This window comes from uncultured Streptomyces sp. (assembly GCF_947488945.1).
In the GTDB taxonomy this organism is placed as follows: domain Bacteria; phylum Actinomycetota; class Actinomycetes; order Streptomycetales; family Streptomycetaceae; genus Streptomyces.
Genome location: NZ_CANLBS010000019.1, coordinates 15,564 through 36,063, shown reverse-complemented (window position 1 = coordinate 36,063; position 20,500 = coordinate 15,564). Strand labels below are relative to the sequence as shown.

The following is a 20,500-nucleotide window of genomic DNA, read 5'->3' as shown; positions in this document are numbered from 1 at the left end:
CACGGCCGTACTGCGGGAACAGGCTAAGACTTGACCATGCGTGTGACTCGTGCGTCCAAGCCCGGCCGGGAGACGATCGCCTCCCGACCGCGGAGCCTCGCAGGCCAGGTGTTCCTGCTGCAGTTGCTGGTGGTCGCGGTGCTGGCCGGAACGATCGCCGCCACGTTCGTGTTCGAGGCGCACCGGCAGGCGGTGCGGGAGGCGTATGACCGGTCACTCGCAGTCTCGGAGACGTTCGCCCATGCGCCCGGCACCCGAGCGGCCATGGAGTCCAGCGACCCCAGCGCGGTTCTGCAGCCGAGTGCCGAAGCGACCCGCCGGACGGCGAACGTGGCGTACGTGGTGGCGTTCGATCCCCACGGTATCCGCTGGAGTCACCCCGACGCTTCGCTCATCGGCGGCCACGTCTCAGGTGCCTTCGCGCCGGCGTTCTCGGGCGAGCCGTTCCAGGAGACCTTCGAGAGCACCCTGTTCGGGCGTGCGGTGGACACGACGGTCGCTGTGTTCGGTCAGAGGGGCGAGGTGGTCGGTCTCGTCTCCGTGGGCATCACGGTGCAGAGCGTGAACGACGTGGTCCTGGGAGAACTACCCCTGCTGCTTGGCCTGGTGGCCGTGTCCCTCGTCATCGCCGCAGGCGGATCGGCGCTCGTGAGCCGACGGTTGCTCGCACAGACGCACGGCTTGGGGCCCGCGGAGATGACTCGTATGTACGAGCACCATGACGCCGTCCTGCACGCCGTTCGGGAAGGCGTGGTCATCGTCGGCCCGGACGGCCGGGTTGCCCTCGCGAACGATGAAGCGAGGCGGCTGCTCGGCCTGCCGGCCGACGGCATCGCGGACCGCTCTCTGTCCGAGCTGGGCGTGTCACAAGGGATCGCGGAGCTTCTCACCTCGGGCAGAGCGGCGAACGACGATGTGCAGCTCGTTGCGGGCCGCCTCGTCTCGGTCAACCAGAGGGCCGTGGGCGGTGACACGCAGCGCTCGGGCAGCGTGGCCACCCTCCGAGACACCACTGAACTGCGTACTCTCGCCGGCAGGGCCGACATGGCCCATGACCGGCTCCAACTGCTCTACGACGCCGGCCTGCGGATCGGAACCACCCTCGATGTGGTGCGCACCGCCGAAGAGCTGGCAGCGGTGGCGGTTCCACGCTTCTCCGACTTCGTTACCGTCGAACTGTTCGAACCGGTTCTCCAAGGCGACGAACCCCCGCCCACAGGCGCCGAGTTGCGCCGCGCGGCGGCATCGGGAGTCCGCGACGACCACCCCCTCCTTCCTGCCGGCAGCATGATCAGGCTCGTGCCGGGAAGCGCCGTGGCTACCGGTGCCCTCACCGGGCGGTCACACCTGGAGGCAGACCTGAACACCTCCACGGCATGGCGCGCCCCGGATCCGGAGCGAGCACGACGCATCCTGGACTTCGGTATCCACTCGTTGGTCTCGGTCCCGTTGAAGGCCCGCGGTGTCGTGCTGGGAACGGCTGACTTCTGGCGCTCCGACCAGCAACCTTTCGACACCGACGACCTGTCGTTCGCGGAGGAACTCGGCGCGCGGGCGGCCGTTGCCATCGACAACGCACGCCGCTACACCCGTGAACACGCAACGGCCGTCGCTCTCCAACGCAGCCTGCTGCCCCGTGCTCTGCCGGAGCGGACCGCGCTGGAGACGGCGTACCGGTACCTGCCGGCGAAAGCCGGGGTCGGCGGTGACTGGTTCGACGTCATTCCCCTGTCCGGGGCCCGCTTCGCCCTGGTCGTGGGCGATGTGGTCGGCCACGGGGTCTTCGCCGCGGCCACCATGGGAAGACTGCGCACCGCCGTGCACAACTTCTCCGCCCTCGACCTTCCTCCCGACGAGCTACTGGCCCATCTGGACGAACTGGTGACCCGCATCGACGCACACGGTGGTGACGACGCCGAAGATGCCGCGGTGACCGGCGCGACCTGTCTGTACGCCGTGTACGACCAGGTCACAGGGGCCTGCACGATCGCCCGCGCAGGCCATCCGGGACCCGCTGTGGTCGCCCCGGACGGCACCACGACCTTCCCCGACGTTCCCGGCTCCCCACCGCTGGGCCTGGGAGGCACCATGCCTTTCGAGACGACTGAACTGCGCCTGGCTCCGGCCAGTCTGCTGGTCATGTTCACCGACGGCCTGGTCCAGGGGCGCGAACTCGACATCAACACCGGTCTGAGCCGGCTCCGGGACGCACTCTCGGCTCCCGGCCGCAGTCCGGAGGACACCTGTCGGGCGGTGCTGGCAGAGGTCCTGGGCCCGAGGCCCGGTGATGACGTCACACTGCTCGTCACCCGAACACGTCTCATGGACGCAGAACGCGTGGCGGAGTGGGAGGTACCACCGAGTCCGGACGCCGTCTCCGGTATCCGTGCCGCAGCCCTGGACCAACTGGAGCGATGGGGCCTTGACGACCTGGCTCACACCGCCGCCCTGATCATCAGCGAACTCGTCACCAATGCCATTCGGTACGGCTCCCCGCCCATCCGTCTACGGCTTCTGCACGACCGACACAGCCTCATCTGCGAGGTCGCCGACGAGAGCAGTACCGCGCCCCACCTGCGCCGGGCTGAGATCAGTGATGAAGGGGGACGGGGCCTGTTCCTGGTCGCGCAGTTCGCCGACCGCTGGGGCACCCGGTATGTCCCCCACGGAAAAATCATCTGGACGGAGCAACTCCTGTCCGGCCCTGCCGTCGACCTCGGTGCACAGGACGAGGAAACCCTCCTGGACCAATGGGCCGACGACGACGGATGAACACGAACCGTTCCGCGCCAGAGCTCTCATGGCCACGCCGGAGGTGGGTGCATCAGCCCCGACGGACGCCTCGCGCTGTCATTTCAGGTGCGGGCGTGGTGCGGTGATGAGGACAGGTGGTTGAGGACCAGGTCGTGGAGGTCTCGGCTGCGCAGGGTTCCCGCGTGGAAGCGCTTGGCGAGCGGCCCGTGCACGGGCCGGCTGGTGATCAGGGGAATCGGCTGCTCGTGTCGGCCCCCATGCGAGCGCAGGGCACCGTGCAGTCCGGAGAGATCGTGGTCGTCGCTCCTGCTCCCGAAGGCGACGTTCGCCGAGGCGGTGATCGAGAGGTCACCGATACGGTCCTCGGGGTGCTCATAGAGGACGGTGGCGTCGGCACGGCCCCAGACCTCTTCGACTCCCGGTAGGCGCCGAAGCAACTCGCGGGCTTTGGCACGCTCGCGTTCGGGGAGGTAGAGCCATGCGAAGGAACCCAGCGCGCCGTGGTGTTTGACGTAGGGGTCTGTGATGGGCAGCACCACGTCGTGGATCTCGACCCCTGCAGCTTCGAGGACGTCCGCGAGATGGACGACGTGGGGCGACCCGTCCGGAGCGTGCTTGGCGTTCATCCCGTGGTCGGCGGTGATACCAACCACGAATCCCTCGTCGAGGTACTCGCCGAGGAGCCTGTCGAACTCCGCGAGGAACCGGTCTGCCAGGGCGTCACCGGGAGCTGCCGCGTGCTGGACCCGGTCGGTGAGCGAGACGTAGAGCAGCCGCAGGGCTCGATGCGAGCGGAAGACCGACAGGCCCAGACGCATGGCGTAGTGGCTGGCATCCCAGTCGTAGATGCCGGGCGCGTCCTCCCCGACCAGCCGCTGGAGGTCGTCGATGCCGTATTCGGCCAGACCGGTGCCCGCCACGTTCTCGACACTGATGCTGGGGACCCCGCCGTGGCCGAGTAGTCTGCGGAGCTTCTCCTTCGCGGTGATCATCAGCGTAGGGACGCCGTGTCCCGCCAGGACCGCGTGGATGCTCGGGGCCCTCAGAAACTTCGGGTCGTCGAGGAGTTCCGTCGTGCCGTCCTCCAGCCGGCAGTAGTTGCCGGGGATGCCGTGGAGGGCGGGTGAGACGCCGGTGACGATGGACAGGTTGTTCGGATTGGTGAGGCTGGGCATCTCCGATGCCCCGGAGCGGTACTGCCCGCCCTCGGCCAGCATGGCGGCCAGCCGCGGCATCGGTCCTCTGTCCAGGGCGTCGTCGAAGTAGTCCGGGTCGCCACCGTCGACGGTGAAGACGACGGTGGGCTCCTGGGGTATGCGGTACGTACGGTCGTTGCAGGTGATCGTGTTCACGCGTGGTCCTCTCGGGGCTACTCCCTGGACGCGTCCGCCGAGCAGCCAGGAACTCAGGTCAACCGGCGGCGTACGAGAGCCGACAGGCGGTCGACTGCGACGATCAGGACCAGGACGACCAGGATGTGGGTGAGCATCTCGTCGAACTGGAACAGTTTGATGGACTGGTTGATGAGGAAGCCGATACCGCCGGCGCCGACGAGTCCGAGGACCAGCGACGAGCGCACGTTGACGTCCAGCCGGTACAGCAGCAGGCCCGTCAGCTGCGGGGTGACGGTGGGCAGCAGCGCGTGGGCGGCGACCTGGATGCGGCCGGCTCCCGCCGAGCGGAGCACCTGGGTGGGGCCGGGGTCGGCGTCCTCCAGTGCCTCCGCCCACAGCTTCCCCATGACGCCCACGTTGTGGAACACGAGCGCCAGGACACCGGGGAACGGCCCCAGACCGACGGCCGTGACGAAGATCAGCGCGAAGACCACGTCGGGGACGGCGCGCAGGAACGACAGCAGTGAGCGCGCACCCTGGTAGACCCAGGGTGAGGGCGCGATGGTGCGCGCCGCGAGGAGTGCCAGCAGGAGGGAGAACGGCACGGACAGCGTGGTCCCGAGCAGGCCGATCCACAAGGTGACCAGAGCGGCCTCCAGGCTCGGCTCAAGTACGTCCCAGCTCAGAGAGGGCGGGAAGGCCTCGGCGAGGAAGTCGGCCATGCCGCGCCAGCCCTCGGCCAGTGCGCCGAAGGACATGTCGGTGACGTTCCAGGCGATCATGTGGACGGTGGCCACCGCCGCGGCGATGGCCCATCCGGCCAGAAGGACGCGCGGCCTGCGGGGTTTGGGAGGGACGGGGAGCCTGCGGGTGTGGTCGAGGATGCTGGTCATGACACGGCCTCCACAACCGCGGGCTGGTACAGGGCGTCGACGTTCTGATCCGGGGCGCCGTCCAGGACGACCCGGCCGTCGCGCATGCCGATCATGCGGTCGGCGTGACGGGCGGCCAGCGAGGGCTGGTGCAGGACGGCCAGGACGGCCAGGTTTTCGTCGTGGGCGAGTTGGGCGAGCAGGCCAAGTACCTGCTCGGAGGCGGCCGGGTCGAGCGCGGACACCGGTTCGTCGGCCAGCAGGACCCGCGGGCGCTGGCAGAGGGCCCGGGCCATGGCGACGCGCTGCTGCTGACCTCCGGAGAGGCTGCCCGCGCGGTCGTGTGCCCGGTCGGCGAGGCCCACCCGGTCCAGACAGGCCATGGCCTCCTCCCGCAGCTCGCCGGGGAACAGCGAGGGGAACAGGGAGTGCCGCAGCCGCAGCCTGCCCAGGGCGCCGGCGCACACGTTGTCCAGAACGCTGCGCCGGCGCACGAGATGGATGTGCTGGAAGACCACGGCGGTGTCCAGCGGTCCTCCGGGCTTGCCGTCGATGGTCACGCTGCCCGCTGCCATCGGTTGCAGTCCGGCGGCGGCGCGCAGGAGGGTCGACTTCCCGGAGCCGTTGGCCCCGAGCACGGCAAGCAGTTCGCCGCGAGCGACGGTCGTGTCCACTCCGTGCAGTACCTGCCGCTCGCCGTACCGCACCGTGATACCGGACAGCGTGAGCATCAGACGTCCTTCTCGGTGAGGTGGAGGGTGGCGGCCAGGTCGAACAGCGGCTGGTAGGTCGACTTGTCCACGGCGATCAGCGGCGCCGGCGGGTCGACGTCGAGCAGGGCGCCGATCTTGCCGACCTTGTCGGCCGGCAGCTTCAGCAGGGCGTCCGTGACGGCCTTCTTGAACTCGGGGTCGAGGTCTCCGCGAACGGTGATGGGGTCGTTCGGGATCGCGTCGGACGCCCACACCTTGCGGAACTTCGACTCGTCGAACGTGCCCGAAGCCTTGGCGCTCCCGAGCTGCTGCGAGTTGATCTCGGCGGCGTCGACGGTGCCCTTGGTGAGCGCGAGCAGAGCTTCCGGGTGGCCGCCGGCGTAGTTGATCTTTACGTCGTCCTTCTTCAGTCCCGCGTCGAGGAGGGCCTTGCGGGGCAGGGCGTCTCCCGAGGTCGACCCGATGGAGGCGAGCGCGAGGGAGTGGCCCTTGAGCGTCTCGACCGAGGTGATGCTGGAGTCCTTGGGGACCCAGATACCAGCGGTGTAGCTGGACACCTGGCCCTTGCCGTCACCGAACGAGGCGACGGCTTCCGCCTCGGCGCGTTGGCTGGCGAAGACGTAGCCGAGAGGACCGAACATGGCGAGGTCGAGCTTGCCGTTCTCCATGGCGAGGACCTCTGCCGAGTAGTCCTCGGTGATGGTCAGCTCCACCTCGCACTCCAGGCTCTCGGACAGGGCGTCCGCGAGGACCTCGGCGGCCGGGGTGAGCTTGGCGGGGTCCTCGAAGGGCTCCACTCCGAAGCGGATCTTCCCACCGGGGCAGGTGGCGGACTCGGTCTGGTCGCCCCCGCCGCCGCAAGCGGTCAGGGAGAGGGCGGCGGCTACGGCGAGGGAGAGAGCGAGGGTGAGGCGGCGGACAGGCACAGTGGGCTCCGGGTTCGAAACACGTCGAGATGCAGAGGGAAGGGGAGTGGGGGGAGCCGCTCACCGGGGCGGCTGTCGCCAAACGTGGCAGGCATGACCACCCCGGTCAACGCTTGTAGTGACAAGTTGCCAACTGTTCACCTGGGGGTCGGCAACGGGTTGCTCGCTCAGGGGCGACGGCGCGGATAGGCCGTGTGGCCGAGGTCGTGGGCAGTGCGCGTGACCTCGAAGAGACGCTCACCGTCGCGGTTGATCCAGGTGGCGGTCAGTGTGGGCATCGAGAGGGTCGTGTCGGCGACCAGCTTCAGGAAGACGTGCGGCTCGACCGCGCTGTGCACCAGGTAGGGGCTGGGCACGTTGAGGCTGGGGATCGTGCTGTCGTGCAACGGACTGACGATGTACTGCCACAGGTCGTAACCGATCCGAGGACCGTAGTTCAGGGCACGGGAGACATGGATGTCACCGCCGAGCAGGAAGCATCCCGGAATCTTCTCGGTGGCGATGAAGTCGAAGATCGCGTCCCGCTCGTAGGAGTAGGTGCCCCAGTCGTCCTTCTCGCTGTTCTGCTTGTCGTCCCAGATCATGCCGGTTGCGATGGCCTTGAACGGTGCCGTGCTCTTCCGCAGCTCGCGCCGGAGCCAGTCCCACTGCACGGTGCCCAGGCAGGTGACCTGCGACGGGTCGGCCCAACTGGGCGCGGTGCGGCTGAACCAGCGCGGATCCAGCAGGAAGACTTCGATCGGGCCACGGCGGAAGGATGTATAGACACCTTCACCGTCCGTGCGTCGACGCAGGATCTTGCCGTCGGCGGTCTGGCCGTAGGTCGGATTGGCGCGGTAGTTGACGAAAGCGGTGCGGTTCTGCCGCTTGCTCTTGTAGTCGCCGTGGAAGTCGTTGCCGCCGAAGTCGTGGTCGTCCCAGGTGGCCCAGATCGGCATGGAGCTGATCATCTGGGATATCTCCGGCTGCACCAGGAACGTACGGTGTTTCTGCCGCGCGACCTTCAGGTCCGAGCTGTCGATGTAGGGAGTGTCGCCGAGCATGACAAAGCTGTCGCAGCCTTCCTCCATGATCTTCGTCCATACCGCCTCGGGTACGGAGGGGGCGCACGATCCCATGCCCATGGTGACCACGGCCGGACGGTCCGGGTCGGGCGAGGTGGTGAAGGATCCGGTCATCGGCGTGAAGCCGGCCGTTTCCTTGGCCGGGGTGAGGGAGAAGTCGTAGGGCGTGTCCGGCTTGAGTCCGCGCAGCGGAGCGATGAGCGTGTTGTCGTTGTCCGTGTCGATGCGGGCGGTGACGGTGTGCCACTTGCCCTTGCCGTTCTTCTTCCGCTCGCGGTAGGCGCAGTTCCAGCGGGCGTGCGCGGCGGGGTCGAGGCCTGGGCGGGCCCAGATGAGTGCGCTGTCGGTATCGGTGTGGCCGACCATGGGGCCGACGGGCTGCTCCGGTGGCATCGGCGTCGGTGTCACGGCGGGCGCGGTGCCCGAGCGCACGGAGGTGACGTAGCCGTGGAGCGCGGTGAAGAACGCCTGGCTGTCGGCCACCGCGGGCGGGGGCTGGGTCGCCGTGCCCGTGCTGTTGCGGATCTTGTCGATGGTCAGGCTGGTCACGAGGAAGCGGCCGGCACCGAACTGCCCCTCCAGGAGGGCGGGCGGGAAGCCGTTGGCGGCGCAGGCCATCAGGACCTGCATCGACCGCCATTCCTGGACGGTCTCGTAGCTGACCCGGGGGCTGGCGTTGCGACCGGTGAACAGCCGCCCGTTGCTGACGCGCAGCCCCTGGACCAGGGGGTGACCGGCGGCGACCGGGTGGATGGTGTCGTAGTCGGCGTCGGTGCGGACCGCGGCCATGCCGCTCGGGAGGTAGGCCACGGCGGCGCCGTACTGGTCGGACTGTGCCATGTCCAGTACGACGCGGTGGTCGGCGACGAACTGCCGCAGCGAATCGGCCTGGTCGGCGACGTAGTCGAGGTAGTCGTCACTGTTGTTGGTGAACGTGCCGAACGCGATCAGGTCGACCGGCTGCGGCTGTTCGGTGGCCGGCAGGGAGAGGTCGAGCGAGACGACATCGAAGCCTGCCTGGCGTAGAAGTTCAGCCAGTCCCAGAGCCTTTGTCCACGGGTCCTCGAATTCCAGGACGGCGGCACGCAGGGGAGTGTCGTCGGTGACGGCACGTGGCTCGCCGGTGGCGGCGAAGGCGGGTGTGGCGGTCGAGACGGTGAGGGCGGCTGCGACGCCACCCGTCAGTATTCTGCGCCTGCCGAGGCCGTTGTCGGACATTTCTTCTCCTATGCAGGAAGGGCTTCCGTCCCCGGCGGGACGAGGGCCAGCCGGCCGGGGGATGCGGCACTGACGCTCGCAGAGGGAGACGGGACCCACAACAACTTGTATTGATAAGTCATTTCGAGTTCACGTTGAACTGGAAGGCGTCATCGAGTGTTCGCCGGTCTTTCGGGTGGCGTTGCCGAGCCCGGGCGTACCCGCTCACCGGCCGAGCGGGTGGGTGCGGGGCAGGACGGCCTGACGTGGCGCCCCGGCCTCCCTGGCGGCCAGTACGGCGAGGTCGAGGTTCTCCAGGGGGTGCGCTCCCTCGACGAGTTGGGTGAAGGGGCGGGTGGTGTGGCAGGCGGCCAGGAAGGTGACGGCCGTCTGCAGGTCGACGGGCCGGTAGTTGTGTACACCGGTGACGGTGTGCAGGCCGCGCACCACTCGCTCGGGGTCGATGGGGACGGCGTCCGCGGGGGAGACGGAACCGGCGAGCACGGCCCTCCCGCCGACGTCGAGAGCGGACAGGCACATCTTCACGGCGTCCGACCGGCCCGACAGTTCAAGCGCGACGTCGACCGTCCCCGGCGACTCGTCCACGTCCCGCACCTGTACGGCTCCGAACTGCACGGCCTGTCGCCGCCTTACGGGGGCGGGGTCCATGGCGGTCACCCGAGCGCCGGCTCGTGTGGCCATGGCCACCGCGGTGAGTCCGAGCATGCCGACGCCGGTGACCAGCACTTCGCGCCCGTCCAGCGGGCCGGCTGCGGCGATGACGGCCGCGACGGTGGCGGTGGCGCAGGAGGCCGGGGCCGCGACCGCGTCGGGCAGGTCGTCGGGCACGGCGACGATGGCGGTGCCCGGCAGCAGTACGCAGTGCGTGGCGAAACCGCCGGTGAGGGGGCTGGCTTCGTCGAGCGGCTGGTGCCCGTACTTGTGCAGGCTCCGGCACTTCTGCGGGATGTCCCGAAGGCACTGGGGGCAGGTGCCGCACGAGGCGGTGACCGACCACACGACCCGCAGGCCCGGTGTCACGGGCGTGCCGTCCACGCAGGCCGGTGCCGACGGGCCGACCGCCAGCACGGTGCCCACTTGTTCGTGTCCCAGCACCGTGGGCGTCGGTGACGGCCGGCGGCCACTCACGGTGTGCAGATCACTCCCGCAGACCGTCGCCATGTCGACGCGTACCAGAACCTCACCGGTTCCAGGCTGCTGCGGGGTGGTGGAGTCCACCATGACGAAGGGGCGGTCGACCCCGTCCCAGCGGGCGTAACGGACGGCGACGTGCTCGGCGGGGGCGGTGGTGTGCATCGTGTCGGCCAATCTGAATAGGGGAAAGTGCCTGTCAGTACGAACATGTATAGATAACTTTTGGTCGACGCGGTGAGAGTGCAGGTGAACAGGAGGTGGCCTTGCCTCCGGCGCGGTGACGACGGGAGGCCTCCGCCTCCGTGGACCGATGCGGTCACCGGCCTGGGTTGTGCGGCACATGCGACGTGCCGGTATAAGAGTTGATGGGCCCTCAGGACAGGACCGGCGACCTCGAGAAGGGGGACCCTCCGACCGCTTGACGGTCGGGACCACTCGGTGAGCCCCAGCCTCCGCCTGTAAGGTCAAGCACATGAGCACCCCTCTTCACCGGGCCATCGCAGCCGAGCTACGACACCGTGTACGGTCCGGGATGCTCAAGATCGGTGAGTCGATGCCGTCCGAGTCGCAGCTCTGCGACGAGTTCTCAGCATCCCGAGGCCCGGTCCGGCAGGCTCTGGCCGCCCTGCGCGAGGAAGGTCTCATCAGTGGCGGGCAGGGTAAGAGGGCCGTGGTGCTGGACGCGGTGCCCACGCAGCCGTTCGAATCGTTTCTCTCCTTCACCCGGCGCGCGGAGCTGACTGGGTACACCCCCGGTCAGAGGCTTCAGGAGATCGCGCTGCGCCGCCCCGAACCGGAGATCGCGGCTGCGCTCCAGATCGAGCCGGAAGATCTGGCGGTACAACTGGTCCGGCTGCGACTGCTCGACGGGCGCCCCGCGATGCTCGAACGCATGACCTATGTGCAGTCGGTCGGCCGCCCACTGATCTCTGCGGATCTGGACGCCGGCTCGATCTACGCCCTGCTCACCGAACGAGGGGTGGACCTGCACTCGGCCCGGCACACGTTCGATGCCGTGGCCGCGGACGCTCTGGACGCAGAGCTCATGGGGATTCCGGAAGGCTTTCCCCTCCTGAGGGAGCGACGCCTGACCACAGACTCGCAGGGCGTCCCCATCGAGTGGTCCGACGACCGCTACCGCCCGGACGTCGCCACCGTGACGGTCACCAACAGCCGCAGCTCCCGCACCGCGATGCTCTGATGTTCGAGGAGGGGGAACCTGCCGGCCCCGGGGTCCTGGCGCCGGTGACCGTGACCGGCAGTGTCTGCGGGGCGGCGGGCTCCCTCGCCGGTGTCGCCGCTCTTCCCCGGCGGCAGTGACGGGCCGACGCCTCCGGGGGGAGGCGCTGACGGATCGCCACCTGAGTTGGTGAGCACCGGAGGTGAGCACGGGTACTCACGCCGTGCCGTGCTTCCGCCGGGAGCATGAGAACCGCAAGATCCTTTGGGGGGACTCATGAACTCTCGCACGCTGCTGCGTCTGACCTTCGCCAACCCTGCTTCTGCCGTGTACCTGGGACTCGTCCGGGCATCCGTCGGGTTCGAGGTGGTGGCCGCACTGGTCTCCGATCCCGGCATCGTCGGGATCTGGCCGTTCCTCCTCACCGCACCGTGCTCTCTGCCGGCAGCAGGGGCGGTAGGTGCGATCGGGGGCATGCACGCATCCGTCTGGTATTTCGTCGGCGGGATTGTCGTCAGCGCGTTGGTCCAGTCCCTCGCCCTCGGAGCGCTCGTGGAAACTCTGCGCCACCGCGGCAGAGGGCCCCTGCGACCGAGCCGAGGCTGAACCGACGCCGGCCCGGCCGTCCGTCCTGGTGGCCAAGCCGCGCCGGTACGGGGAGTGGGGCCGGCTGCCGGCACACGGGCAAGTACACCGCGGGCCGCGTCCGCTCCCAGCCGGGGGCGATCAAGGACGGATCACCGTCCACGCGGGTCCCTACCCGGTGCTGTCGAGGGCTGATCCCGGGATTGATCGGGCACCGAGTGGCTGAGACGCTCGGGCTTACTATGCTCTCGGTGCCGATGGCCACCGGACAGCGGAGGGCGGTGGCATGGAACTCGACGAGCTCGGCCTCGTGCCGGACGAAGCGACCGTCTACCGGATGCTCATCGCCCGGACGTCGGTCCGTGCGGAAGCGATCGCCGACGCGGCCGGCCTGCCGGCCGAAAGGGCGACCGCCACACTGCGCTCCCTGGTGACCCGTGGCCTCGTCGTCCGCGCCGCCGACGGCCACCGGTATTCCGCGGCGCCCCCGGCCGTCGCGCTGGGCGCCGAGCTCGCAGCGCACCGCGAGCGGCTGCAGCGCGCCGAGGTGACGGTGGCGCGGCTCGCGGAGACGTACCGCATGGCGACCGCGGACCGTGCCCAGCGCGAACTCGTGGAGATCGTCGAGGGCAGCGAGGCCATCGGCACCCGCTACCGGCAGTTGCAGCTGTCCGCGCGCCGCACCATCGACATCTTCTCGGCGGGCAGGCCCCAGGCGGTCACCCCGGCGGACAGCGAGGAGGTGACGGCCATGGCCCGCGACGTGCGGGTGCGTGCCGTCATCGATCAGGGTTTCCTGCGGGAACCGGGCGCCGCGGAGAACGTCGCGCAGTCCCTGGCCGACGGGGTCCGGGTGCGGACCGTCACCGAAGTGCCGTACAAACTGATCCTCTGCGACGAATCCGTGGCGATGCTGCCGCTGCACGGACGGGGCGCGGACGTCGACCCGGCGGTCGTGCTGCGCGGCGGCCTTGCCCACATGGCCCGGGAACTGTTCGAGCAGGTGTGGGAGCGCGCCGGCCCTTACCGGGAAACGGCGGGCGTCGGCATCGACCCGGTCGACGTGCACATCCTGCGACTGCTGCTCGCCGGGCTCACCGACACCGCCGTTGCCACGCAGGTGGGTCTCTCGGCCCGGACCGTGCAGCGCCGCATCCAGCTGATGATGTCCCACGCCGGCGCGACCTCGCGGCTCCAGCTGGGCTGGTACGCCGGTCAGCACGGGTGGGTGTGACCCCTCCGGCCCCACCCACCCTGATCGCGGCCCTGCCTACTTCAGGGTGATCGCCCGGATCACCTCCTGGCCGATCGTCAGCCCGCCCGCGGCCCCGGTCGTGGCCCGCAGCGACACCGACTTCGCGTCGCGCGGCGTGTCCAGGACCGTCGTCCAGCGGCCGTCACCGGCCCGCTTGAGCCTGGCGTCCCGCCAGGTCGCCCCATCGTCGTACGAGACCTGAAGGGTGGCCGACGTGGCAGTGGTCGCCCCGTCGTACGTCGCCGAACGCAGGCCCAGGGCGAGGCGCTTGCCCGCCCTGGCCGCGCCCTGCGTATCCGTGTCGACGTCGTACGTGAGGTTCAGCATCGGCACATGGGCACGGGCCGTGCCCGTCGGCAGCGGCTTGTAGTCGAAGCCCCACGTGGTGCTCGTGCTCGTGGTGCCGGGCCAGGCGGCGTTGGTGCGCTGCCCGGTCGCGACGAGCTTGTACGAGCCCGCCGTCAGGGCGGAGGCACGGCCCGACTGGGCCTTGAACGTGGCCAGCTGGGTGTCGCCGCGGTAGAGCGTGGTCTGCTTGGCACCGCCGCCGGCCCCGACATGGGTCTCGTCACCTCCGCCGGACCACATGGCGACGTTCCAGTTCAGGGCGTTGCCGCTCGTCTGGTACGGGACGTAGTTCTCGCCCAGGCGCGGGGCCTGGACCGGCTTGAACCAGGCGGCGTCATAGCGGCGGCCACCGGCGTACGAGTTTGTCGACGCGCGCTCGAAGTAGCCGTCCGCCGCATCGAGTCCGGTGTGCTGCTCGTACCAGGACCCGACGGCGGTGGTGCCGCCGGTGACGTACTCCGTCGTCGTCCGCGACCACTTCTCGTAGGCGTCACCGCCCAGTCCGGGGCCCCACGCCGGGATGAAGTAGCGTCCGCCGTAACCGAGGGTGCCCGGCGCCGCGTACACGCTGTTGTTCACGCGGGCCAGATCGTGGTCGTCCGGCTTGTACGCCAGGGACTTGTCGGGGATGACGTCCTTGAACTGCTGCACCAGGTCGTAGCTGTAGCCCGGGTACTGCTGCTGCTTCACGTGCAGCCGGCCCTTCCCCGACATCGCCTCCGAGACCAGACGTGCGCCGTCGCCCTGCCGCACGGAGGCGACGGTGAGCCCGCCGGCGCCGCCGTAGCTCTGGTACAGGCGCCCCGGGGTGTCGTTGACGACGACCAGCAGCGTCGCGCCCGCGCCGGCGGCGGCCTGCGCTCGCTCGGCCGGGGTGACGCCGTTGGTGCGGTCGACGATCACGGCCTTGCCGCGCACGTCGAGGCCGGCGTAGTCGGCAGCCGCGCCCCGGCCCGCGTACACGGTGCGCAGGGCCGACGAGCCGTCGTGGTAGGCAGTGTTCGGCTGCGGCGTCAGCTCGATGTCCCGCCCGGAACCGGTCTCGGCGTCGAGGGCCTTCTGCCGCAGCCGCCAGTGCAGGAACGCGCTCATCGAGCCGTCCGACACCTTCTTCGTCGGCGCCAGGTACAGCGAGTCGTACTTGGCGGCCAGCAACCAGGAGGTGGACCAGCTGATGCCCGCGCCGGCGTCGTAGGTGCGCTGGAGGTTGAAGACGGCCTGCGTCTGCTCGCTCTCCCGCTCCGGGACCGCGTATGCCTTGCGCACCTTGGTCGCGTCCAGATCGGCCGTGCCGGACGATCGGCCGTCGCCGAGCGTGGTCTCGTCCGAGATCAGCAGCGCCTGGCCGAGCGAGTCGGCGGTGTCGCCGGGCACCTCGGCGTAGGACGTGGTGGTGTAGCGGCCGGGCGGCAGACGCAGCGTCTTCTCACCGTCGACGGCGATGACCGCGGAGTCGGTGGAGTCCGCGGTGTGCAGCGTGACGTTGCCGGACTGCGGCTTTCCGTCCCGGCCCGTCAGCTTGATGGTGTAGTCGTACATCTCCGCCTCCTTGAAGAGGGCGAAGCCGGTGTGCGCGACCGCCTGGCCGTTCGCGGTGTCCGTCGCGACGACATGGCCGGAGAACGTGGTGCCCGCCGGGACCTTCGAGGGGGCGAGGGTCAGGGTCACCTCGGTGGTGCCGTGCGCGGGGACCGTCACCGAGGACTGCGACAGCGTGTACGCGTCGGCGTCGGTGTCGAGGGCGAGAGCCAGCGTGACGTCCGCGTCGCCCTCGTTGCGGTAGGTGACCGTGCGGGTCGCCGTCTTCGCGCCGGCGTTCGGCCAGTCGTACGCGGCCGCCTCGACGGAGCCCGTCGCCTCGATGGTGGTGCTGACGGCCGAGGCTGTGTTCACCCGGCCGGTGCCCGCCGCGTACGGCGTCTCGGCGGTCTTGTCCGACGTCGACATCAGCGCGTTCTTGATGCGCTCGCTGGTCCAGTCGGGGTGCCGCTGCTTGAGGATCGCGGCCGATCCCGCGACGAGCGGCGTCGCCATCGACGTGCCGCTCATCGTCCGGTACAGGCCGCCCGTCCAGCCGGCCACCGACTGCGAGGCGGCGGCGGTCACGCCCACGCCGGGGGCGGAGACGTCCGGCTTGAGGCTGCGCGTGCGGATCAGCGGGCCCTGGCTGGAGAACTCGGCGCGGTCGTCGTTCGTGTCGACCGCGGCCACCGTCAGCGCGGAGGCGGCGGCGCCCGGGGAGCCGATGGTGCCCGGGTCGTAGGCGTTGCCCGCCGCGATGACGAACAGCGGACCGCCGTCTGCGGAGAGCTCGTTCACGGCCTGCGACGTCGGGTCCGTGCCGTCGGACCCGTCGGGGGTGCCGAGGCTCATCGACACGATGTCCGCGCCCTGCGCCTTGGCCCACTCCATGCCCGCGATCGAGTACGACTCCTCACCGGTGCCCTCGTCGCCGAGCACCTTGCCGACCAGGAGGCGGGCCCCCGGGGCCGCGCCCTTCTCCTTGGCGGCGGAGGCGGCTCCGGTACCGGCGATGGTGGAGGCGGTGTGCGTGCCGTGGCCGTTGCCGTCGTCGACGCTCTGGCCGGGCACGAAGCTCGCGGTGGCGTCGATCTGCCCGACGAGGTCCGGGTGGTCGAGGTCGGCGCCGGTGTCGAGCACGGCGACCTTGACGCCCGTGCCGTCCAGGCCCTGCTGCCAGGCGTCCGTGGCCTTGATCTGCGCGGTCTCGGTGGCGAGCGATGCCTCGACCTTGCCGTCGAGCCACAGCTTGCCGATGCCGCCCGACAGCGACTTCGGGTCGGAGCCGGGCGCGATGCCCTTCCAGAACGACGTGGCCCGGCCCTTGTCGGCGCGCAGCGCGTTCGCCTGGATCGAGGAGAGCGTACGGACCGACTCGGCGCCCTTGGGTGTGGCCGGGGCCTTCGCCGCACGGGCGGCGGCCGGGGCGGTCGCGATCACCGGGACGGTGTCTGTGTGCGCGTCGTCATAGCCCATCGCCACCAGTCCGGTGACGTTGAACAGCCGCTCGTCGAGCTTTCCGGCGGCGAGCAGCGACATGGCCTGGCGCGGGATGACATACGTGTCGTCGCCGCGGGTCTGCACCTCGACGCCGGTGGAACCGTCCTCGGACGGGTCCACGGTCACCACGTCGTGGTTGCCGGGCAGGTCGGTGTAGTGCACGAGATCACCGGTGACGAGGGTGATCTCGTAGGACTTGCCGGCCGGCCCGCCGGCCCCGGTCCGGGCGGCCGGATCGGCGTCGGCCGCCGGGGCTGTGACCGATCCCCAGCCGATGAGCGCCATGGTGAGCGCGGTGGCGGCGGGGAGGTAGCGGCGTCTGGGTATGGATCGCATGGGAACGGTTTATCCGGTCCGGAACTCCCAGCGCACCGGCGGAGGATGTCGAGTTCCCGCCATGGCGAAGACCGGACACCGGGGTTCTCCCGGCCGGGTGGGCGCAGGTGCCTCCCTGGCCGCCCGCGAGAGATGGTCGTCCTGCTCTCTCCGGAGTGGGCGCTCCTCGCCTTACTCCGCTGGGGAGGCCAGGTCGATGGTGTCGGCCCATGGCCCGGTATCCGGTGGGGTTGGGACGGAGGTGGTCGCCCGCGTGCAGGTCCTCCGTGATGCTGCCGGCGCCGTCGGGGTCCAGGGCGCGCGCGAAGTCGACGACGGTGTCGTACGCGCCGCTGATGGTGATCCAGTGGTCGACCCGGTTGCGCAGCACGATCACCCTGCCGACGTGGGGCTGGTCGAGGGCGTCCCGCGTGAACCGTGCGATACCGGTCACCGCCGAGGGCCCGAGGGCCCGAGGGCCGAGTCCGTGTACCGACCACGGTGGTCAGCCGGCCCCCGAGGTTGTCGATCCGGTGTTCGTCCGAGCCCGCCAGGCACAGCCAGGTGTGTCCCCTCGCAGATCAGGGGCGGAAGGCTCTGAGGGCCGCGTCGACGAGCGAGTCGGCGTATGCCGGGGTCAACGGACCGCTTCGGTGCAGCCACCGCTGGAAGAGCGGGGCGTAGAGGAGTGCGAGGACGAGGTCGAGGTCGGCCCGGGGGTCGAGCTGGCCGGCCCTCTGGGCACTGCGCAGGCGTTCCTTCTTCGCCTCGTCCAGCGGTTGGGCCAGTCTCTCGCGGTACTCGGCCGCCAGCGCGGCGTCGTTGGCGATTTCGGTGTTGAGCGCGCGGATCAGCTTGTCGAAGGACGGGTCGGAGAATTCCTGTGCCGTGGCGCGCAGGACGAACTTGAGGTCGGTGGCGAGGTCGCCCGTGTCCGGCAGTGTGACCGACTGCCCCTCGGGGTCCTCGCTCAGGGCGAGAAGGGCGGCGAAGACGACCGCGCTCTTCGAGGGCCATCGTCGGTAGATCGTCTGTTTGCCGACGCCGGCGCGGGCGGCGATGGCTTCGACAGTGATCTTTTCGTACGCCCCTTCCACGACCAGGTCACGGGCGGCCGTGAGGATGGCCTGACGGGATCGTTCCTTGCGCCGGGAATGGTCCGGCCCCTTCTCTTCAGACATGCGTCCACCCTACCTATCGGAAAACGAGACGGTCCGTATTGAAGTCTACGGTGATGCGTCGTAGGGTTCTCGAAACGAGACGACTCGTTTCCTTTACTGAGAGTGAGAAACCGTGACGCATCCCCGTGTATGGCTCATCACCGGTGCCTCCCGAGGCTTGGGCAGGGCCTTCGCGGAGTCCGCCCTGGCGGCCGGCGACCGCGTCGTCGCCGCGGCCCGCGATACCAGCCCTCTGGAGGATCTGGCCGCGAGGCATCCCGATCACCTCGTCCCCCTCCCGCTCGACGTCACTGACCGCCAAGGGGTGTTCGCCGCGGTGGACCGGGCCGCAGCCGCCTTCGGCCGACTGGACGTCGTCGTCAACAACGCGGGCGCCATGCTTTACGGCATGGTGGAGGAAGCCACCGAGGAGCAGATCCGTGCGCACATGGATGTGAACTTCTTCGGTGCCGTGTGGGTAGCCCAAGCGGTCCTTCCGCACCTGCGCGCCCAGGGCGGAGGGCGCCTCCTCCAGGTCACGTCGATGGGCAGCGGCGGCGGCATGGCCACCGTCGGCTTCTACGGCGCCGGCAAAGCGGCCCTGGACTCGGTCAGCGAGGCGCTGGCCATGGAGGTCGAGGGATTCGGCGTGAAGGTCACCATCGTGCAGATGGGCGGCTACAACACCAGTCTGTTCACCGCCGGCACTACGAACACCGAGCCCCAGGCGCGGTACCAACCCCTACGTACCGAGATGGAGGCGATGTGGGGCGACGCCGTCCCGCCGGAGCCGGAGACCGCCGCCCCGGTCATCATGGAGCTGGCCGCCCTGCCGGACCCGCCCCGACGGCTGATCGTCGGCAGTCAGTCCTTCGACCACGTCCTGCAGATGGGCCAGGCCCGAGCGGAGCTCCATCGGTCGTGGGAGCACCTCAGCCGCCTCGCCCCCGGCTGACCCCGCCGCCGCCCCGCGAGTGGCGTCGGGTCTCCCGGGCGCGGCAGCGTGAGAGCCGCACGGCGCCGCGGCCGCGCCCGCCGGAGGCCGGCGGTCACGCCTGCGCGCGGGGGACGTGACGGGCCCGCCGTCACATCAGGGGGAATCCGACCTCCGGACGGTCGGGCGTGGGGCCGTCGAGCAGCGGGCGTGCCATACCGCGCAGGTGCGTGTCGAAGAACGCAGCCGTGTAGTCACGTGTGAGCTGCCACGACCGCTCGCCCGAGATCGCCGCTGCGGGATCGGAGAGACCCAGCCGGTCAGCCAGGACCGGCAGATCCGTGAAGGTGAAGTGTTCGGCTCCGGCAACCGTCAGCCAGCACTTCCACCCGTCCAGACGAGCCCAGGTGCCCTGCCAGTCGCTCCCCGGGGCGGTCGGACCATGGGTGGCGGAGGCGCCCATCATCATGAACGGCCGCCCTCCCAGACCCGCCCCGGCCGGCGGGGCGAAGAAGTTGCCGTCCAGGTTCACTCCTGCCCGCACACGCGGATCGCGCTTCATGACCTCGGCGGCGGCCGCACCCCCGATCGAGTGCCCGGCCACTCCGATCCGCCCAGGATCGATCGTCCGGGAGAACGGGAGGCCTCTGTGTCCATGTGTCGCGCCGGACGGATTCCGAAGTGCTGTCAGCCGGTCGATGACGAAGGAGAGATCATGGGCCCGTCCGACGGCCACCCGCGCCCGGTCCTCGTCCGTGAGGACCTGTTCGCACGCCCGGCAGGTGAGTACACGCCCGCCCGGGAAGGCCGTGCCGACGGACTCGTAGGCGTGGTCCACGGAGGCGACGACGTAACCGCGGCTCGCGAGATCGCTCGCCAGGGTGGTGAGGGTGCTGCGCTGCATCGAAAAGCCCGGTGAGAGCAGCACCAGCGGGAAGCGGCCGTCCGCGGGGCGGGCGCCCGCGAACGCGTGGGTCCGCACACCGCTGACGGTCCCGGCGGACACGGCACCGGCCAGACCACGTGCTTCCAGCAGCAGCCGAGCCTCTTCCCGCGTCATGTATGCGGCCGAAGTGCCCCTTTCCGCCCGGGCGGGATAGTGGAGCGACACCATCAGCTCCCGGTGAACCGAAGGCACCCACGGGTCGTGGCGCCGGTGGTCGGACATGTGCAGTGTCCGTGTCCCGACGGCGTACGGGCCCGCGGGCCGCGGCAGTTCGACCCCCGCTTCCGCCGTGACCCGGGCGTAAGAGAGGAGTGCAGGGGTTGCTGAGGCGGCGCCCGGGCCCGCGAGCGCGAGGGCGAGCGAGAGGCCGAGCAAGGTGAAGGCGGTGGCGCCACGGCGTAGGTTCATGAGACCGAACGGTAGGCGGCTCTGATCAGCAACTCGTCAGACCCGAGCGGTAGTTGTACCTACGGCCTGGGAAGGGGGCTGATCCGTCGCAGGTCTCACGCCCGTGCCAACCGCTCTGCAAGGGACAGTGCGGCACGGAGTCCGGCGGCGTCCTGGCCCACGACGGGCGCGCCGCCCTTCCCGGCGCCGGGACAGCCGGGGTGGCGCCCTGGTCGTGGTCGTGCTCCTCCTGGTCGTCGTCACCGTCCAGCTCGGTGCCGGCCTCGTCTGCTTGACGCACCGACCCCGCTCTCGTCACGTCCCTGGCGGTGGCCACCGCTGGCGCGATGGTGT

General features: G+C 69.9%; 14 protein-coding genes. 5 read left to right on the top strand and 9 right to left on the bottom strand.

Translation table 11 applies throughout. The features are described from left to right. The first annotated feature begins 36 nt into the window (after positions 1-36). Complete coding sequence (locus tag Q0994_RS25805; protein WP_299539059.1) at positions 37-2,772, top strand: SpoIIE family protein phosphatase; 2,736 nt, start codon at positions 37-39, stop codon at positions 2,770-2,772. Between the two features lie 83 nt (positions 2,773-2,855). Here the strand turns inward: Q0994_RS25805 and Q0994_RS25800 are convergent, their stop codons facing one another. The 6 genes from Q0994_RS25800 to Q0994_RS25775 form a co-directional block, all read right to left on the bottom strand. After that, positions 2,856-4,106: an alkaline phosphatase family protein gene (locus Q0994_RS25800; RefSeq protein WP_299538832.1), complete on the bottom strand. Its 1,251-nt coding sequence runs from the start codon at positions 4,104-4,106 to the stop codon at positions 2,856-2,858. A gap of 53 nt (positions 4,107-4,159) precedes the next feature. After that, complete coding sequence (gene phnE / locus Q0994_RS25795; protein ID WP_299538830.1) at positions 4,160-4,981, bottom strand: phosphonate ABC transporter, permease protein PhnE; 822 nt, start codon at positions 4,979-4,981, stop codon at positions 4,160-4,162. Further along, on the bottom strand, positions 4,978-5,691 hold the full coding sequence (locus tag Q0994_RS25790) for a phosphonate ABC transporter ATP-binding protein (protein ID WP_299538827.1): 714 nt from the start codon (positions 5,689-5,691) through the stop codon (positions 4,978-4,980). Before Q0994_RS25790 ends, phnE begins: the two co-directional genes overlap by 4 nt. Further along, positions 5,691-6,599: a phosphate/phosphite/phosphonate ABC transporter substrate-binding protein gene (locus tag Q0994_RS25785; RefSeq protein WP_299538824.1), complete on the bottom strand. Its 909-nt coding sequence runs from the start codon at positions 6,597-6,599 to the stop codon at positions 5,691-5,693. Before Q0994_RS25785 ends, Q0994_RS25790 begins: the two co-directional genes overlap by 1 nt. 167 nt (positions 6,600-6,766) lie before the next feature. Then, on the bottom strand, positions 6,767-8,881 hold the full coding sequence (locus Q0994_RS25780) for an alkaline phosphatase (RefSeq protein ID WP_299538821.1): 2,115 nt from the start codon (positions 8,879-8,881) through the stop codon (positions 6,767-6,769). A gap of 204 nt (positions 8,882-9,085) precedes the next feature. Beyond that, a complete protein-coding gene (locus tag Q0994_RS25775) occupies positions 9,086-10,189 on the bottom strand; it encodes a zinc-binding dehydrogenase (protein ID WP_299538818.1) in 1,104 nt (367 codons plus the stop codon). Positions 10,190-10,487: 298 nt separating this feature from the next. On the opposite strand from Q0994_RS25775, the gene Q0994_RS25770 reads away from it, so the two are divergent. From Q0994_RS25770 to Q0994_RS25760, 3 genes are all read left to right on the top strand, one after another. Next, positions 10,488-11,216, top strand: a complete 729-nt coding sequence (locus Q0994_RS25770; RefSeq protein ID WP_299538815.1) for a GntR family transcriptional regulator — start codon at positions 10,488-10,490, stop codon at positions 11,214-11,216. A gap of 255 nt (positions 11,217-11,471) precedes the next feature. Further along, positions 11,472-11,801 (top strand): SCO4225 family membrane protein, encoded by a 330-nt coding sequence (locus Q0994_RS25765; protein WP_299538813.1) that lies wholly within the window; start codon positions 11,472-11,474, stop codon positions 11,799-11,801. A 265-nt stretch (positions 11,802-12,066) separates the two neighbouring features. Next, positions 12,067-13,014, top strand: coding sequence for a helix-turn-helix domain-containing protein (locus Q0994_RS25760; protein WP_299538811.1), 948 nt, complete (start codon positions 12,067-12,069; stop codon positions 13,012-13,014). 36 nt (positions 13,015-13,050) lie between these two features. On the opposite strand, the gene Q0994_RS25755 is transcribed toward Q0994_RS25760, so the two are convergent. Both Q0994_RS25755 and Q0994_RS25750 read right to left on the bottom strand, forming a co-directional pair. Continuing rightward, positions 13,051-16,740, bottom strand: coding sequence for a S8 family serine peptidase (locus tag Q0994_RS25755; RefSeq protein ID WP_299538808.1), 3,690 nt, complete (start codon positions 16,738-16,740; stop codon positions 13,051-13,053). A gap of 560 nt (positions 16,741-17,300) precedes the next feature. After that, positions 17,301-17,900: a TetR/AcrR family transcriptional regulator gene (locus Q0994_RS25750; RefSeq protein WP_299538806.1), complete on the bottom strand. Its 600-nt coding sequence runs from the start codon at positions 17,898-17,900 to the stop codon at positions 17,301-17,303. A gap of 112 nt (positions 17,901-18,012) precedes the next feature. On the opposite strand from Q0994_RS25750, the gene Q0994_RS25745 reads away from it, so the two are divergent. Continuing rightward, the gene (locus Q0994_RS25745; RefSeq protein ID WP_299538804.1) at positions 18,013-18,834 is read left to right on the top strand and encodes an SDR family NAD(P)-dependent oxidoreductase; all 822 of its coding nucleotides are present in this window, start codon (positions 18,013-18,015) and stop codon (positions 18,832-18,834) included. A gap of 130 nt (positions 18,835-18,964) precedes the next feature. Here Q0994_RS25745 and Q0994_RS25740 read toward each other — a convergent pair whose 3' ends face one another. Beyond that, entirely contained in the window at positions 18,965-20,167 is a 1,203-nt protein-coding gene (locus tag Q0994_RS25740) for an alpha/beta hydrolase (protein WP_299538802.1), read from the bottom strand. Positions 20,168-20,500 lie beyond the last annotated feature (333 nt).

What these genes read in the sequence shown, in the direction of transcription:
- Q0994_RS25760 (WP_299538811.1), top strand. Translation starts at nt 12,067, where the DNA reads ATGGAACTCGACGAGCTCGGCCTCGTGCCGGACGAAGCGACCGTCTAC.
- Q0994_RS25780 (WP_299538821.1), bottom strand. Translation starts at nt 8,881, where the DNA reads ATGTCCGACAACGGCCTCGGCAGGCGCAGAATACTGACGGGTGGCGTC.
- Q0994_RS25755 (WP_299538808.1), bottom strand. Translation starts at nt 16,740, where the DNA reads ATGCGATCCATACCCAGACGCCGCTACCTCCCCGCCGCCACCGCGCTC.
- Q0994_RS25770 (WP_299538815.1), top strand. Translation starts at nt 10,488, where the DNA reads ATGAGCACCCCTCTTCACCGGGCCATCGCAGCCGAGCTACGACACCGT.
- Q0994_RS25790 (WP_299538827.1), bottom strand. Translation starts at nt 5,691, where the DNA reads ATGCTCACGCTGTCCGGTATCACGGTGCGGTACGGCGAGCGGCAGGTA.
- Q0994_RS25750 (WP_299538806.1), bottom strand. Translation starts at nt 17,900, where the DNA reads ATGTCTGAAGAGAAGGGGCCGGACCATTCCCGGCGCAAGGAACGATCC.
- Q0994_RS25740 (WP_299538802.1), bottom strand. Translation starts at nt 20,167, where the DNA reads ATGAACCTACGCCGTGGCGCCACCGCCTTCACCTTGCTCGGCCTCTCG.
- Q0994_RS25765 (WP_299538813.1), top strand. Translation starts at nt 11,472, where the DNA reads ATGAACTCTCGCACGCTGCTGCGTCTGACCTTCGCCAACCCTGCTTCT.
- Q0994_RS25805 (WP_299539059.1), top strand. Translation starts at nt 37, where the DNA reads ATGCGTGTGACTCGTGCGTCCAAGCCCGGCCGGGAGACGATCGCCTCC.
- phnE (WP_299538830.1), bottom strand. Translation starts at nt 4,981, where the DNA reads ATGACCAGCATCCTCGACCACACCCGCAGGCTCCCCGTCCCTCCCAAA.